At 74.7% G+C, this 15,684-nt stretch carries 14 protein-coding genes; 6 read left to right on the forward strand and 8 right to left on the reverse strand.

Features of this window, described 5'->3' with window-relative positions; all coding sequences use genetic code 11:
• Nucleotides 1-44: 44 nt before the first annotated feature.
• From H9623_RS09530 to H9623_RS09540, 3 genes are all read left to right on the forward strand, one after another.
• Nucleotides 45-1,286 (forward strand): multidrug effflux MFS transporter, encoded by a 1,242-nt coding sequence (locus tag H9623_RS09530; protein WP_321575369.1) that lies wholly within the window; start codon nucleotides 45-47, stop codon nucleotides 1,284-1,286.
• An 83-nt stretch (nucleotides 1,287-1,369) separates the two neighbouring features.
• Nucleotides 1,370-1,741, forward strand: coding sequence for a VOC family protein (locus tag H9623_RS09535; protein WP_193719821.1), 372 nt, complete (start codon nucleotides 1,370-1,372; stop codon nucleotides 1,739-1,741).
• A 19-nt stretch (nucleotides 1,742-1,760) separates the two neighbouring features.
• Nucleotides 1,761-2,537 carry a uracil-DNA glycosylase gene (locus H9623_RS09540; protein WP_193719822.1) on the forward strand — a complete coding sequence of 259 codons (777 nt, stop codon included), beginning with the start codon at nucleotides 1,761-1,763 and terminating at the stop codon, nucleotides 2,535-2,537.
• A gap of 34 nt (nucleotides 2,538-2,571) precedes the next feature.
• Here the strand turns inward: H9623_RS09540 and H9623_RS09545 are convergent, their stop codons facing one another.
• The 5 genes from H9623_RS09545 to H9623_RS09565 all read right to left on the reverse strand — a co-directional run bounded on the left by H9623_RS09545 (nucleotide 2,572) and on the right by H9623_RS09565 (nucleotide 8,412).
• On the reverse strand, nucleotides 2,572-2,730 hold the full coding sequence (locus H9623_RS09545) for a hypothetical protein (RefSeq protein WP_193719823.1): 159 nt from the start codon (nucleotides 2,728-2,730) through the stop codon (nucleotides 2,572-2,574).
• Between the two features lie 106 nt (nucleotides 2,731-2,836).
• Nucleotides 2,837-6,082, reverse strand: a complete 3,246-nt coding sequence (locus H9623_RS09550; protein ID WP_193719824.1) for an AAA family ATPase — start codon at nucleotides 6,080-6,082, stop codon at nucleotides 2,837-2,839.
• Nucleotides 6,082-7,386: an exonuclease SbcCD subunit D gene (locus H9623_RS09555; protein ID WP_193719825.1), complete on the reverse strand. Its 1,305-nt coding sequence runs from the start codon at nucleotides 7,384-7,386 to the stop codon at nucleotides 6,082-6,084. Before H9623_RS09555 ends, H9623_RS09550 begins: the two co-directional genes overlap by 1 nt.
• Nucleotides 7,387-7,453: 67 nt before the next feature.
• Nucleotides 7,454-7,798, reverse strand: coding sequence for an STAS domain-containing protein (locus tag H9623_RS09560; protein ID WP_193719826.1), 345 nt, complete (start codon nucleotides 7,796-7,798; stop codon nucleotides 7,454-7,456).
• A gap of 119 nt (nucleotides 7,799-7,917) precedes the next feature.
• Entirely contained in the window at nucleotides 7,918-8,412 is a 495-nt protein-coding gene (locus tag H9623_RS09565) for an aminoacyl-tRNA deacylase (protein WP_193719827.1), read from the reverse strand.
• A gap of 166 nt (nucleotides 8,413-8,578) precedes the next feature.
• Here H9623_RS09565 and H9623_RS09570 point away from each other — a divergent pair, with 166 nt between their 5' ends.
• Nucleotides 8,579-9,202 carry a hypothetical protein gene (locus tag H9623_RS09570; protein WP_193719828.1) on the forward strand — a complete coding sequence of 208 codons (624 nt, stop codon included), beginning with the start codon at nucleotides 8,579-8,581 and terminating at the stop codon, nucleotides 9,200-9,202.
• Nucleotides 9,199-10,359, forward strand: a complete 1,161-nt coding sequence (locus tag H9623_RS09575; RefSeq protein WP_193719829.1) for a PrsW family intramembrane metalloprotease — start codon at nucleotides 9,199-9,201, stop codon at nucleotides 10,357-10,359. Before H9623_RS09570 ends, H9623_RS09575 begins: the two co-directional genes overlap by 4 nt.
• 25 nt (nucleotides 10,360-10,384) lie before the next feature.
• On the opposite strand, the gene H9623_RS09580 is transcribed toward H9623_RS09575, so the two are convergent.
• From H9623_RS09580 to H9623_RS09590, 3 genes are all read right to left on the reverse strand, one after another.
• Nucleotides 10,385-12,169: an ABC-F family ATP-binding cassette domain-containing protein gene (locus tag H9623_RS09580; protein WP_193719830.1), complete on the reverse strand. Its 1,785-nt coding sequence runs from the start codon at nucleotides 12,167-12,169 to the stop codon at nucleotides 10,385-10,387.
• Nucleotides 12,170-12,411: 242 nt separating this feature from the next.
• Nucleotides 12,412-12,918, reverse strand: coding sequence for a nucleoside deaminase (locus H9623_RS09585; RefSeq protein ID WP_193719831.1), 507 nt, complete (start codon nucleotides 12,916-12,918; stop codon nucleotides 12,412-12,414).
• Nucleotides 12,915-14,726 carry a D-alanyl-D-alanine carboxypeptidase family protein gene (locus tag H9623_RS09590; protein WP_193719832.1) on the reverse strand — a complete coding sequence of 604 codons (1,812 nt, stop codon included), beginning with the start codon at nucleotides 14,724-14,726 and terminating at the stop codon, nucleotides 12,915-12,917. The genes H9623_RS09585 and H9623_RS09590 overlap by 4 nt, the downstream gene beginning before the upstream one ends.
• Nucleotides 14,727-15,108: 382 nt before the next feature.
• Between H9623_RS09590 and H9623_RS09595 the strand changes: the two genes are divergently transcribed.
• Nucleotides 15,109-15,639: a hypothetical protein gene (locus tag H9623_RS09595; protein WP_193719833.1), complete on the forward strand. Its 531-nt coding sequence runs from the start codon at nucleotides 15,109-15,111 to the stop codon at nucleotides 15,637-15,639.
• Nucleotides 15,640-15,684: the final 45 nt, after the last annotated feature.

Below are 15,684 nucleotides of genomic sequence, written 5' to 3' on the forward strand. Positions count from 1 at the left end.
CGCCCTCCGCGCCCCCGCGCGCCACCCGGATCACCGTCGGCTTCGTGCTGCTCCTGTCGGCACTCACCGCGATCGGCCCGCTCACGATCGACCTGTACCTCTCGGCCTTCCCGCAGATCGTCACCGACCTCGGCACGACCGAGTCCCGCATCCAGCTGACCCTGACCGCGACGCTCGCGGGTCTCGCGCTCGGCCAGCTCCTCATCGGTTCGCTCTCGGACGCGATCGGGAGGCGGCTCCCGCTGCTGACCGCGCTCTCGCTCTACGTCCTGGCCTCGGTCGGGATCGTGTTCGTCCAGTCGATCGAGATGCTGACCGTGCTGCGGTTCGTCCAGGGCCTCACGGCCGCGGCGGGCATGGTCCTGTCGATGGCGATCGTGCGCGACAACTTCGAGGGCTTCCAGGTCGGCAAGGTCATCGCCCGCCTCATGCTCGTCGTGGGCGTCGCCCCGATCCTGGCCCCGACGATCGGCGCCCAGTTCCTGCGCATGGGCTCGTGGCGTCTGATGTTCGTGGCCCTCGCGGTGTTCGGCGTGCTGCTGCTCGTCCTCGCGGCGCTCCGCCTCAAGGAGTCCCTGCCGCCGTCGATGCGACGCACGGGAGGGACCGTCGCCGCCCTGCGCTCCTACGGCTCGCTCGTGCGCGACTGGTCGTTCTTCGGGCTCGCGCTGCTCGGCGGCTTCTACATGGCCGCGATGTTCACGTACATCTCGGCCTCGACGTTCGTGTTCCAGGAGCAGTTCGGCCTGAGCGCGCAGCAGTACGCCATCATCTTCGGCGCCGGCGCGGTGTCCGTGACGATCGGCAGTCAGGTCAACGGAGCGCTCGTGGGGCGCGTCACGCCCGAGCAGATCCTGCGCGTGATCGTGCCGGTCGGCATGGTCCTGTCGGCCGCGCTGCTCGCCGCGACCCTGAGCGGTGCCGGGCTCCCCGTCCTCGTCGCCCTGATCGTCCTGACGCTCGGCACGGCCGGGTTCGTCATGCCCTCGGTCCCGGCCGTCGCCCTCGAGCGCAACGCGCACCGGGCCGGCAGCGCCGCTGCCCTGCTCGGGGCCATGCAGTTCGGGGTGGGCGCGGGCATCGCGCCCCTGACCGGCCTGATCGGGGGCGACGTCACGATCACCATGGCGGCGGTCATGTTCGGCGTCATCTCGGTCGCGGGCCTGCTGCTCCTGAGCCTGACGCGCTCGCTGCGGGCCGCGCCGGTCGACACGACGGTCCACGGCCTCCCCGCGACCGACGACGTCCCGGCGGACGCGAAGGTCGCGGTCCCGGCCAGCGGGTGACCGCTTCTCTTCGTACCGTGGAGAGGTGCCCCGTCCCCCGCGGGGCACCGCAGGTCAACGACCGATCAGCAGGAGCGACGACCATGGACTGGAAGCTCGAGCTCGTCCCCGTACCCGTGTCGGACATCGACCGGGCCAAGGCGTTCTACGTCGACCAGGTAGGTTTCCACGCCGACCACGACATCCCCGTCAACGAGGAGCTGCGGTTCGTCCAGCTCACCCCACCGGGCTCGGCCTGCTCGATCGTCCTCGACGTGAACATGACCGACATGCCGGCGGGCGCGCAGCGCGGCCTGCAGATCGTGGTGCCCGACGCCGACGAGGCCCGCCGGCACCTCCTCGACCGCGGGATCGACGCCCCGCCGGTCGAGGACCTGCCGTGGGGCAGGTTCACGTACTTCGAGGACCCCGACGGCAACACCTGGGCCCTGCAGCAGCTCGTCCCGCAGGCATGACGCGGGCCGCTCGCGCCCGGTGAGCCCCACGCGACGCGACGCGCCTCGCGAGGCGGGCGGCGCCGTCGGGCCCGACGACGGCACGTACCCCCTCCAGGTCCGCTCCGCCGGGAGCATCGCGGCCCTCGACCAGGTGCTCGTGGCGTGCCGGGCGTGCCCACGCCTGGTCGCGTGGCGCGAGGAGGTCGCGACCGTGAAGCGGGCGTCGTTCCGCGACGACACCTACTGGGCGCGGCCCGTGCCCGGGTTCGGCGACGAACGGGCGGGGGTCCTGGTGGTCGGGCTGGCGCCTGCCGCGCACGGCGCGAACCGCACGGGGCGCATGTTCACGGGCGACCGGTCGGGCGACTTCCTGTTCGCGTCGATGTTCCGCACGGGGTTCGCGAACCAGCCGACGTCGGTGAGCGCCGACGACGGGCTCGTGCTGACCGGCATCCGCGTCACGGCTCCCGTGCGCTGCGCCCCGCCCGCGAACAAGCCGACCCCGACCGAGCGCCGGACGTGCGCACCGTACCTGGGGCGCGAGCTCGAGCTCGTCGGGCCACGGGTCGCCGTGGTGCTGGGCGCTTTCGGGTGGCAGGCGCTGCTCGCGACGCTCGACGACCAGGGGTGGGTGGTGCCGCGTCCCCGGCCGACGTTCGGTCACGGGGTCGAGGTGCGGGTCCTCCACCCCGACGGTCGCCGCCTGACCCTGCTGGGCTGCTTCCACGTGAGCCAGCAGAACACGTTCACGGGTCGCCTGACGCCGGAGATGCTCGACGCCGTGCTGCTGCGCGCGCGTGAGCTGAGCTCCTGACGTCACGGGGTCACGGGGTCACGGGGTCACGGGGTCACGGCAGGCGCGGGCGCATCTCGTGAGCACGCACCGAGACGGCGAGCCGACGCTGCTGCACGACCTGCAGGCGTTCGCCGCCCACGATCCTCAGGGCCTCGAGGCGCGCGATGATCGCCATCCGGCGCAGCTCACGGTCCAGTCGTCGGTCCTCCACGGTGTTCTCCCTCCGCGCCGGCGGCGCCCCTGCGCGTGCCTGCCCCTGGAGGGAGCGGCGGGAGAGCGTCCTGTGACAACGCTGCCACCGACCCGCTCCCGCGCCGTCAGGCTCGCACCGTGAGCGTGCTCGCCCCGTTCGCGAGCCGGCGCACCTCGATGCGTTCCGCGATGGACTGCTTGAGCGCGTCGACGTGGGACACGACGCCGACGACGCGGCCGCCCGCGCGGAGCCTGCCGAGCTCGCCGAGCACCGCTTCGAGGGTCTCGGGGTCGAGCGTCCCGAACCCCTCGTCGACGAACAGCGTCCCGAGGTCCACGCCGCCGGCCTCGGCCGTCACGACGTCGGCCATGCCGAGCGCGAGGCACAGCGACACGTAGAACGTCTCGCCGCCCGAGAGCGTGCGCGGGTCGCGCGCCTGCTCGGTGCGGTGGTCGAGGACCTTCATCGCGAGGCCGGTCCGGCGCGTGCGGACGTCCTCCTTCTCGTCGGAGCGTTCGAGCTCGTAGCGCCCGTCGGACATCTCCCGCAGCCGCTCGTTGGCCGCCGCGACGACGTCCTCGAAGCGCCTGACCAGCACGAACGTCGCGAGGGACAGGGCCTTGGCGTTGTCGGTGCCGGACCCGGCGGCGAGCGCGGCCATGCGGGCGACGGGCGCGGCCTCCTCGCGGGCCCGGACCCAGGCCGTCAGGGTGGTCTCGATCTCTGCGGCGGCGGTCGCGGCAGCGGCGGCGCGGCGTGCGGCCCCGTTGGCCTGGAGGGCCACCATGCGCTCGGCGGCCTCGGCCTGCCCGACGGCGTCGCGCGCCCCGGCGAGGTCGACCTCCACGTCCGCCGGCAGGGCGGCGACGGCGTCCTCGGCCAGCCCGTGCCGGATGCGCTCGGCGTCGGCGTCGACCGTGCGGAGCATGCGTTCGAGGGCCTCGCGCTCGTCGGCGGGCAGCAGGGCGTCGAGGGCCTCCTCCTGGTCGCCGAACCCGGCCTCGGCGACGACCGTCGCGACCTCCGCGGCGCGCGCCGCCACGGCGTCCGACGCACGGGCCACCGCGGCCTCGGCGTCGAGCAGAGCGCCCACGGCGAGCACGCGGTCGCGGAGCGCGGCGTCGATGACCGCGACGGGGTTCGCAGGTGCTCCGTCGTCGGCCAGCGCGTCGGGGAGGTCGGCGTCGGCGAGGAGCGGGCCGGTCGCGTCGAGCTCGGCGGCGATGTCCTGGCGGTCCTGCTCGATCCCCTCCGCGAGGGCGTCGAGCCGGGCGCTCTCTCCCGCGATCCGCTCGGCGAGGGTCGAGGCGAGCGCGGTCAGGGCCGTGGTCTCGGTGTCGAAGGCCGCGAGGTCGGCGGCGGCCTCGGAGCGTTCGGCGACCGCGGTGGACGACTCCGCCACGAGCTCCGCTGCTTCCGCGAGCCGCTCCTGGGCCTGCTCGATGCCGACGCCACCGGCCGTGCGCAGGAACCCGTCCCGTCGTTCGCTGAGCGTCGCGACCTCGGCCGACACCTCGGCGACGAGTCGTTCGGCCGTCCGGCGCGTGGCCTCGGCGGCCTGGACTGCGTCCCTGCCGACGTGCGCGTCGCTCGTGCGGGCGGGAGCCGGGTGCTCGTGAGCCCCGCAGACCGGGCACGGGTCCCCCGGCGCGAGGTCCGCGGCGAGCTCGCCCGCGATCCCCCCGAGCCAGGCCGTGCGCAGCGCGTGCTCGGTGTCGGACGCGTCGCGCGCTGCCGCGACAGCGACCTCCTGGCTGGCCTGCGCGGCGCCGAGGGCCGTGGCCGTCTCGGCGGCCTGGCGAGCGGCCCGCAGGACGGACTCCGCCGCGAGGACCTTCTCCTGCCGTTCGCCGAGGCGTCCTGCGACGTCGGCGAGCGCATCGCGCCGGGACTCCCGCTCGGCCCGCTGCACGGGGCGCGTCTCGAGGTCGGCGAGCACCCGACCGCGCTCCTCGCGGTCACGCTCGACGTCCTTGCGACCGTCGACGAGCTCTCGCTCCCGGACCGGCAGCGACTCCCCGACGGGCAGCAGCCGGGCCAGACGCGTGCTCGCGGCCGCGAGGCTCGACCGCAGGACCTCGAGCGCCGAGACCTCGGCCGTCGCGAGCGCCTCCGGTACGTCGGTGCGCGCGAGCAGGAGGCGTTCGTGCGCCGCGGTGCGCTCCTGGGCGGCGCGCCGGGCGCCGTCGAGCACGGGCGCCACGACCGCCGCGCGCTGCGCGGCCGCGAGGACCTGCCGGTCGGTCGCCACCTGGTCCGCTGCGGCGTTCAGCGCGGCCTGCTCGGCGAGCAGGGCGTCGCGGCGCGCGATCGCGGCGCCGAGCGTGCGTGCGGCCTCGAAGGCGTCGCGGGCCGCGACGAGTGCGGCGTTGGCCGAGATCTCGCGGGCACCGAGCTCGTCGGCGGTCCGTCGCATGGCGGTGACGTGACGGTGGACGAGCGTGCGGACGGACGGCGCACCCGCGGCCTGGTCCTCGCCGACCGCCACGGCCGCGCCGGGCCCAGCCGCCGCGAAGAGGTCGCCGAGGTCGTCCGTCGGCAGCCCGTGGGAGGCGTCGGGAACCGCGACCTCCGGCCCGTCCGACGTGTCGAGCGGCCCGGCGAGGCGGGCGTCCTCGCGCGCCGCGTCGCGCAGCGTGGCCGCGGCCTCGCTCGTGAGCCCAGCAGCACCGACGAAGTTCTCGACGGCCCCGGTCGCGGCCGCCCTCGCGGCGGACACGGACCCCTGGGCCTCGCGGTTGAGCGCGGCGAGCTCGCTCTGCACGCGGTCGTAGACCTCGGTGCCGAACACCTTCTGGAGCAGGCTGCGACGGTGCTCGGGGTCCGCGCGCAGGAAGCTCGCGAACTCTCCCTGCGGCAGCACGATGGTCTGGACGAACTGCCGACGGTCGAGGCCGACGGCCCGCTGGATCTCCAGCCCGGCCTCGTCGAGGCGCGTCGAGAGGAGCTCGCCGGGCACGTCCTCCGCGCTGCCCCCTGCTGCCGCGAGCGCCCCCAGGTCAGCGCCCGCGAGCCGCCAGAGCCTGACCCCGGCCTGCTGCGTCGTGGTGCCCGTGCCGCGCTTCTTGGCACGCTGGAACTCGGGGGTCCGGCGCACGCGGTAGACCCCGGAGCCGGTCTCGAAGACGAGGTCCACGAACGACTCGACGTCGGGGCCGGCGTACGCCGAGCGCAGCCGGTCCTCGCTCGCGGCCTCGGACGCGACCTTGCCGTACAGCGCGAACACGACGGCGTCGATGATGGTCGACTTCCCGGCCCCCGTGGGGCCTTCGAGCAGGAAGATGCCCGAGGTCGCGAGCTCGGCGAAGTCGATCACGTGCCGACCGGCGAACGGCCCGATCGCCTGGAGGGTCAGGGTGTGCAGGTGCATCAGGCGCTCCGCTCGCTCGCGAGGGCCCGTTCGAGCGCGGTACGCAGCGCGGCTCCCTCGGCCTGGTCGGGGCCCGCCCCCGTGACGTGCTGGACGAACTCGTGGGTCACCTCGAGCGGGTCCCGCCCCTGCCCGACGACGGAGATCACCTCGCGCTCGGCCGTCACCGGGGGGCGGTGCTGGACCTGGAGCGCGTGCGGGAACCGGGCGCGGACGCGCGCGTACATCTCGGTGGGCCGGGCGGGGTCGGTGACGAGCACGCGCAGCCAGTCGTCGGTGTGCGCCTCGCCCGCGGCACCGAGCAGCTCGTCGAGCGTCCCGCTCACCTCCGCGAGACGACGCGGGACCGGCGCCGCGAGGAGCTGCGTCCGGGCGTCCCCGGTCGCGTCGAGGTCGACCAGCACGGTCGACTTCTTCTGGTGCATCTCCGAGAACGAGTACGCGAGGGGCGAGCCGGAGTAGCGGGCGACGGTCACTGCGCCGTCACCCTGACCAGTGGTTTCACGTGGAACACGGCTCGGAACCGTGACGGTCTGCGGGCCGTGCAGGTGACCGAGGGCGACGTAGTCCACGCCCGCTCCCGCGAACACCCCGGCAGGGACCGAGTCGACACCGCCCACCCGGATGTCCCGCTCGGACTCCGAGGCCAGCCCGCCCACGACGAACGAGTGCGCCACGACCACGTTGCGCAGCCGCTCCCCGCCCACCTCACGACGTCGCTCGACGTCCGCCGAGACCCGCCGCATGGCGGCGGCCGTCACGGCCTCGTGCGATCGCGGCAACGGGCCGTGCCCCGGAGGGGCCCCGTCCACCGTCTCCGCGCCGGGGCCCGCGTGCCCGGCGGACGCGTCACCGCACCCGCACCCGTCCGCGAGCTCCCACCGGGCGGCGTCCGGGTCGAGGTAGGGCAAGGCGTAGACCGCCACGCGCCCACCCGGACCACCGCGCGACGCGGGGTCCAGGACGACGGGCGTGCCGACGTCGGGCACACGGGTGCGGAAGTGGACGCCCGCCCGCATGAGCGAGGCACCGAAGCCCAGCCGGATCGCCGAGTCGTGGTTGCCCGGCGTCAGCACCACGTCCGCGTGCTCGGCGAGCCGCGCGACGGTCTCCGAGAGCAGGGTGACCGCGTCCACGGGCGGGATCGCGCGGTCGTACACGTCGCCCGCGACGACGACCGCCCCGACCCCCTCCGAGCGGACGACGTCCACGAGGTGGTCGAGGTACGCAGCCTGGTGGTCCAGCAGGTCGACGCCGTGCAGCGAGCGACCGAGGTGCCAGTCCGAGGTGTGCAGGATGCGCATGCCCGAACGGTAACGGGAGGCACCCACACGTCGTGCGATCGCGGACCGCCGCGACGACGCCTGAGCGCTACGACCCCGCTGCGGCCGTCCGCACGACGGGGATGGTCCCGCTCATGCCGATCATCTCGAGCAGGTCCTCGAGCGAGCTCGTCGGGTCCTGGAGCACGACGGCGCGCCCGTCCTCCGTCCCCAGCATGTAGACCTGGAGGATGAAGGCGATACCGGACGAGTCGATGAACGTCACCCGCCCGACGTCGATCGTCACCGGCCCGGGGTGCGTCAGGACCTGCGCCATGGCGTCGCTCGCGCGGTCCCGCAGCGCGGCGTCGATCTCTCCCCACAGGGTGATGAGGGACCCCTCGGGGGTCGCCTCGAAGCTGATGCCGGCGTCGTACGTACTGGGGATGGTCATGCTCTTCTCGTGCTCCGTCAGTCGGTGAGGGTGGCCTCGCGGACCGTCCTCCTGGTCAACGATCGGGCAATGAAAGGTGTTCCCGGGACCGGGATCCGTGGGGGTCAAACCCTGTGAGGTTAGACCGGCTCGGTCACGTCCGCGACCTGCGCGGCCAGTGCTGTGGCGAGACTCGCACCGTCCACGGTCGCCGCGACCCCGTGCGCACCCGCTCCGATCGACACGAGCGGGGACACGCTCTGCCCGCCCTCCTGCTCGCGGTGGACCACCAACGCGTCGGCGACGACGGGCCAGGCCGTCGTCGCACCGAACGGCGTGATGGTGCCGCGCTCGTAGCCCGTGACGTCGCGAGCCACGTCCTTGTCCGGCATGGACAGGCGCGATACCCCCAGCAGAGCCCTCAGCTTGGGCCAGGAGATGGTCCGGTCGCCCGGCACCAGGACGAACAGGTAGTCGTCGTCGCCGCGGCGCACCACGAGGGTCTTGACGACGTTCGCCGGTTCGATGCCACGCGCCCGGGCGGCCTCTTCGAGCGACCCCACCGGTCCGTGCCGGGTGATCGTGAACTCGAGCCCGGAGGCTTCCAGCGCGGCGCGTGCCCGCTCTTCGCTCATGCCCCGACCCTAGGTCTCCTCGTCGACTCTCACCTCGCGAGACGCGCGACCGCCACGTGTCGTCCACGTCACCTCCTCCCGACGTCCCCGCCCGGCCCCGGTCGCGCACGGCCCGGCCCGGTGCTTGCATCGAGGGACGTCGAGCAGACCCGTGCGAAGGAGAGCGATGCAGCCCGAACCGCCCCCGCTGCTGCGGCCCGAGCGCCGTGGGCGATCGGGCATGGACCGGGTGGGCTCGGTCGCGACCGCCGTCGTGCTCCTCGCCCTGGTCGCCCTGTGGCTCGTCCCGACGGCCGTCGACGAGGGCACCCCCGCGACCACGACGGAGATCGCGGCGGGCAGGGTCGTGACGGTCTCCGACGGCGCCTCGACCGCGACCGTCCGGTTCCCCGCCGGCTGGTCCACCGCTGCCGACATCACGTCCGGGGACGCGAGCGAGTCGACGTTCGAGGGCGACAGCCTCACGGTCGAGCGCCGGGGCGTGGAGGTCCAGATCGAGGTCGTCTCGGGCGTCGAGAACCCGAACGTCTTCTTCACGCGGCGGGCCCGGCTCGCCGAGCTGACCACGGGCACGACCTTGTACGACGCGCGGATCGTCTCCGAGGGCGACCCCGCGGAGGTCTCCGGCGTGTTCCGGTCGGACGGTCCGGCCGCCGCGTCGCTCACGGTGAAGGCCACCCCGCAGCATGCCCAGGGTGGCGTGTCGATCCTCGCGTCCGGGACGTCGTCGGACCTGCAGGCCCAGGCCGAGGCCGTGGCGGCCCTGGTCGAGGCGGTGACGATCTCATGACCGACCCGGTCCGCAACGTCCCCGTGGTCCTGCCCGCCGCAGGAGCCGCACGACGCAGCCGCGGCCTGTTCCCCCGCTACCAGTGGGCGACGTGGCTCTACGGGGTGTGCCTGGTCGTGACCGGCTTCTCGATGCTCCGGACCGCCCGTGGGGACCTGTACCTGACCCCCGAAGGGCTGGGGATCGGGCTCCTGCTCGCGGCCCTCGTCACGCTGCTGCTCACGGCGATCGTCCGACGGCTCGACCTGTTCGAGGACGAGCCCGGGCCCCTGCTGCTCGCGGCGTACGCGTGGGGATTCGTGGTCGCCCCGACGATCGTCGCGGTCGCGAACGACCACCTGATCGCCGCCCTCGAGCGCGTGGGCCTGGCCTCCTGGTCGGCGGCCCTCGTCGGCCCGACGGACGAGGAGCTCGTCAAGGTGCTCGGCGTCGTCCTGGTCCTGTACGCGGGACGCGCGCACGTGACCAGGCCGCTCAACGGTCTCGTCTACGGAGCGATGGTCGGGCTGGGGTTCGAGGTCAGCGAGAACGTCAGCTACGTCGTGCAGGGCGCGATCATGGACCCGAGCTCGGACGCCGTGGGCGCGCTCCAGGTGGGGCTGAGCCGGGTCCTGGTCGGGTTCGGTGCGCACGTGATGTTCAGCGCGATCGCCGGGTTCGGCATCGCCTACGCGCTCACGGCGTTCCGCGCCTCCGCAGTCCGGCGCGTCGCCGTGGCGCTCGGGGCGTACCTGCTCGCGTGGGCCCTGCACTTCGCGTGGAACGCCCCCGAGGTCTTCTTCCCGTCGTCGGAGACCGGCGCCTTCGCGGCGGTCGTCCTCAAGTACGTGGTCCTGGTCCTCGCGTTCGTCCTCGTCGTCCGGTACGCCCGGCGCATCGACCACCGCTGGTTCGAGGCAGTCCTCGCCGACCAGCCCGACGACGTCGTCACCCCCGGCGAGATGGTGGCGCTCCGGTCCCTCCACGCGCGACGGGCGGCCCGCAAGGCCGCTCGCCGTGCGGGCGGACGGGCCGAGGGCCGACGCCTCGCGGACCTCCAGGAGGCGCAGCTCCGGCTCGCGACGCTGCTGGGCCTCCACCCGGACGGGTCGCCGCCCGTGGAGGTCCAGAAGGAGGTCGTGCGGGAGATCCGCGCGCAGCTCCTGATGCCGGTGTAGCCGCACCGGCAGCCCGACCGGCTCGTCAGCCGAGGTGCACCACGTCACCCTTCCAGCCCCGCCGCAACCACCGGTCGTGCGACGCGACGACCACCGCTCCCGGCCACGTCTCGACCGCGGCCATGAGCTCCTCGGCGAGCGCGAGCGACACGTGGTTGGTCGGCTCGTCGAGCAGCAGCACGTCGGGGGCCTGCGTGACGAGCATCGCGAGCACCACCCGCCGCCGCTGGCCCACGCTCAGCATCCCCAGGGGCCGGTCCAGGTCGCGCGGCGCGACGAGCCCGTGCGCGTTCACGAACGGCCGGTCCGCGGGGTCCTGTCCCGTCACGAGGGCGAGCAGGTCGCGCGGGGTGCGTGCGTCGTCGTGCAGGCGGACGTCCTGCTCCAGGAGGGCGACCTCCACGCCCCGCGCACGCCCCACCGTGCCCGACGACGGCAGCAGGTCCCCCGCGAGCACGTGCAGCAGCGTGGACTTGCCGGACCCGTTGGCCCCGGTCACGAGCAGCTTGGCGCCGGGCGCGAGGTCGATCGACGGCACCCCGGCGGCCCGCAGGTCGAGGCGAGGTCGGCCGGGCGACGCGTCGTCGGGCGCGGTCGCCCCTCCCTGCACGACGACGTCGCGCGCCCACAGCGCGAGGCCGTCGGTCCCGTTCGCCGCGCCCCGGGATCCCCGCCGCCCGCCCGAGCGGCCGGGGGACGAGCTCGTGGCCCGCTCGCGCACCAGGTGCGGCGGCGCGAACCGCAACGGCTCCGGCGGCTTGCGCACCTGCTCGGCCTGCAACGTGTCGAGGCGCTGCTGGGCGTTGCGCACGCGCCGCGAGACCTGCGACTGCACGCGCTCGCCCTTGGCGTCGTAGAGCAGCTTGGACTGGTTGCCGCGCTCGCGGTCGTGCGAGATGTTGCGGGCCGTGGTCGCGACCGACCGGCGCAGCGCCTTGAGCTCGTCCTGCTCGGCCGCGAACTGCTGCTCCCAGCGGGCGCGCTCGACCCGCTTGGCCCGCAGGTAGTCGCGGTAGCTGCCCGCGTACAGCGTGCCGCCCGTACGGCCCGCGGAGCTGGCCTCCTGGGAGGGGTCCAGGTCGAGGATCTCGGTGCAGACCTCGTCGAGGAACACCCGGTCGTGGCTCGCGAGGAGCACCGCCCCCGGAAGGGCGCGCAGCGCGGACGCGAGGAACTCGGCGGCCTCGTCGTCCAGGTGGTTGGTCGGCTCGTCGAGCAGGAGCGCGCCGGGCTGGCGGATCAGGAGCGCCGCGAGGCCCAGGCGCGTGCGCTGCCCGCCCGAGAGCCGGGAGACCAGCCGGTCGCGGTGGATCACGTCGAGCCCCAGGCCCGCGAGCGCCCGTGCGGCGCGGGCATCGGCCCCCCACACGTCCGACTGCTCGGCGCGCGCGAGGGCCAGGTCGTAGGCCGCGGTGAGGGCGTCGACGGCGTCGGGACCGGCCGGGTCCGTGCCGCTCGCCGGTGCCGACGGCCCGGCGAGCGCCGCGGCGGCCGACTCGAGCTCGCGCTCGATCTCCCGGACCCCCGCGAGGGCGTCCTCGACGACCTGGCCGACGGTCGTCGTCGGGCCGTAGGGGAACTCCTGGTGCAGGTAGCCGAGGTCCGGCGGGCGCGTGACCACCCCGGAGTCGGGGTCCTCGACCCCCGCGAGCAGGCGCAGCAGCGTCGACTTGCCGACGCCGTTCTCGCCCACCAGTCCGGTCCGGTGACCGGGGTCGACGGCGAGGCTCACCCCCGCGAGGACCGTGCGGTCGCCGTACGACCGGGTCAGGTCGGTGGCGGTGAGGAGGGCTGGGGAGGCGTGGGGCATGGGATCACCTGACGAAGAGGGCGCCGTGGCGGCACGGAGGCTGCCGGCCGACGTCGGGTGCCGTCGAGGCACGACGGCAGGCCGTCATGCCGCGGGGCGGCGTCGGGGCGCGAGAAGAAGGGGGCTCGCGGGCAGGCTCAGATCCACATGGTCGCCAGCCTACGGGTCGCGGACCCTGGTCGCGAGCAGATATCCGCCCCGAGGCCCCCACCGCGCGGCCTCCGCGCACGCCTGGTGGCGGGCTAGGCCTCGGTCACGCCCAGCAGGCGGGCGTGGAGCGCCCGGACCTCGTCGGTGAGCGTCGGCTCGGGCCCCGACACGGGGATGCCGGGGGCCACCACGTGAACCGGCAGCGGCGCGACCGGGCCCGGCAGGAAGCCCCACTCCTTCCTCCAGCCCGCGAGCTGCTCGCTGCTCGCCGCGTACACGATCCGGCCCAGCCCGACCCAGGCGTGCGCCGCGCTGCACATGGGGCAGTGCTCGCCCGACGTGTAGACGGTGGACGCCCGTCGCTGCTCCGGGTCGAGGTGCTCGGCGGCCCACCGGGCGAGGGCGAACTCCGGGTGCTGGGTCGCGTCCCCGCCGGCCACCCGGTTGCGGTCGGCGCGCAGGACGACCCCGCCGGGGTCGACGAGGAGCGAGCCGAACGGCTCGTCGCCCGCGTCGAGCGCCTCGCGTGCCAGGTCGACACAGGTGCGGAGGAAGGCGTGGTCGTCGGCGCCAGGGCGCTCGACGGTCGGGGTCGTCATGGCTGCGGCGTCGATCCTGTCGTGAGGTCGGTGGTGGACGTCCCCAGGTCCGTCGGTGCCTCTGTCGACCCGTCCGACCCGTCCGACCCGGTCGGGGTCGGGTCGGGGGTCGTCGTCGGGGGTGGGGTCGTCGGGGTTGTCGTCGGCGGTGGCGTGGTCGGCGGTGGCGTGGTCGGGGTTGTCGTCGGAGGCGGCGTGGTCGGAGGCGGCGTCGTCGGCGGAGGGGTCGTCGGCGGCGGGGTCGTCGGCGGCGGCTCGGTCGGCACCGGCGTGGTCGGCGTCGGGGTCGGCACGGGGCTCGGCGGCACCGCCGGGGCGACGGGGGTGGACGGGACGGCAGGCGTGTCCGGGACGGGCGGCGCCGTCGGGGTCTCCTCGGCTCCCGGCGTGTACCGGTCCGGCATGGCCCCCGCCGCGTAGAACTCGAAGTGCCACGGCTCGGGCTTGCGACCGTCCGGGCGGGCCCACGAGGGGTTGTCCCAGCCGTACTCCGGGGCGTGCAGACGCATCCACCGGTACTCGGCGCTCGTCCCGTTCGACACCGGCGACCCGACGTCGATCGCGAGGCCCCACCCGTGCTGCGACGTGCCGGGCACGGCCGCGAGGAACGGCTTGGCGGCCTTGACCGCGACCTGCGCCCCGTAGCTGCGGTACGAGTCGGTGATGCGCAGCGGCTTGCCGAACGCCTTCTGGTACTCGACCGCGAGCGCGTCGAGCTGCTCGGCCGCGTCGCACCGCAGGCTGTGCGCGGGAGCGAACGCGAGCGGGCAGAGCACCGAGTCCGGGAGCTGGCCGTTGGCGTACTGCGCCGTGCTGCCGGCGTACCGCGCGACCGCTGCCGCGAGCTGGTCGGCGAGGGTCCCGCCCGCGGGGACGACGCCGTCGGCCGGGACCACGCCCACGGCAGCGAGCGCGTAGGCGGGGCCCATGAGCTCGGCGAGCTGGGTCGCTGCGGCGACGACGTCGTCGATCGTCACCACGCCGGCATGGTCCGCGGACTCGTCGTCGGTCGGTGCCTCGTCGTCGACGGGGGCCTCGGGGTCGACGGGCGCAGACGGATCGACGCCGGGGTCGAGAGGCGCAGCCGGGTCGGCGGGGGCGCCGGGGAGGCCGGACTCGGGGTCGTACCCGTCGGCGGCCCCCGCTGCGGGGGCCTGATCGGCCGCGCCCGACGGCGGGACGCCGGCCGGGCCCGTCGCGGCGCCCGGCTCGGGGTCGGTGGCCAGGGCATCGGCTGCCCCGCCCCCCGCTCCCGTGGTGACGTCGACCGGGTGCGCTGCGGGTTCTGCGGCCGCGAGGTCGTCCGTCCCGGGAGACGTGGGCGCCGTACCGGTCGTCGGTGGAACGGCTCCCCCGGCGGCACCGGGATCGACGGCCCCCGACCCTCCGGGGACGGACGGCGCCTGCGGCGCGAGGGGCGCGGGAACCGGAGGGGTCTCGGCGAGGCCGTCGTCGGGAAGCCCGGAGAGGTCGTCGCCCCCCGGAGCGCCCGGCGTCAGGGGCGCTCCCGGCGCCGCGGGCGTCTCGCCGGACGCCACGACCTGCTGGGCCTGGTAGGTGGCGAGCAGCATCCCGAGCTCGGACCTCGCCTGCAGGACGACCTCCGAGACCGCCAGGTCGCTCCCGAGCACCTCGTCCGACTGGTCGAGCATCCGGACCACGCGGTCGAGCTGGACCTCCTCGCTGGGGGGCTCGTAGGCCGGGGCACGCAGCCCGAACGCTGCGCCCGCGACGGGCTCCTCCGCGACGTACTGCACCGACCACGCCTCGCGGTGCGTCAAGGACGAACCGACGAAGCCGACCGTCATGACCGACCCCAGGACAAGGGTCGACGAGAGGATCAGGGGGACCGCCCGGGCCGACCGGGACACCCGGTGGCGCGGTGGGGCGGGCGGCAGCTCGGGGAGGGTCTCGGGGAGGGTCTCGGGGGCCGGCGCGGGCGCCGGCGAATCCTCCGTGCCGGCTGCGTCATGACGCGCTCCAGCTCGACCCGCCGGGCGGCTGGCACGCACACGGTGCGTCGGCAAGGTCACCACGAGACTCCCATTGTCCGTTCTGCGACGTTCGACCGTGCGAGGGTATCGGCGAACATGGCCAGATTCCAGCCTGAGGGAGTTTCACGGTCCGCGCCACCCCGGTCCCCCGGGGGTCGGCGGGTGAATTCTCATGTTCCGTCGGCACAATGGACGGATGGACACCCACGCAACGCAGATCGCTGCCCGCGGCCGACGCACCCGCCGGAGCGCCGCCGTCGGGCTCGCGCTCGTCCTGTCCGCGTCCGTGCTCGGTGCGTGCAGCGACGACGGGAGCATCACGATCCCGGAGATGACGATCTCGACGGACCAGCTCGACCAGCTCCTCGACGACGCGAAGGCGCAGGCCGAGGCCATCGGCGGAGACGTCCGGTCCCTGGTCGACTCCCTGGGCTCGCTCCCCGCGGACCAGCGCGCGCAGGTCGAGGAGGCGGTGGCAGCGGCCGAGACCGCGTCGCAGGACCTCGAGGCCGCCCTCGACGAGGCCGCGACCGCGAGCGAGGACACCAAGGCGCAGGCCGAGCAGCGCGTCACCGACGCGCGGGCGCGGCTCGACGAGGCGTCGGCCCAGCTCCAGTCGGCGTCCGAGGCCGTCAGGTCGGCCGACGAGACCGTGAGCAGCTCGCTCGACGAGCTCCGCCAGCAGGTCGAGAAGTTCTCGCAGGACGTCGAGGGCGCCACGTCCTGACGGGCTGAGGTGCGGACGCCGAGCCATGGACCGCACGGCGACCGA

Origin of the sequence: Oerskovia douganii (assembly GCF_015142735.1) — a bacterium.
Taxonomy (GTDB): domain Bacteria; phylum Actinomycetota; class Actinomycetes; order Actinomycetales; family Cellulomonadaceae; genus Oerskovia; species Oerskovia douganii.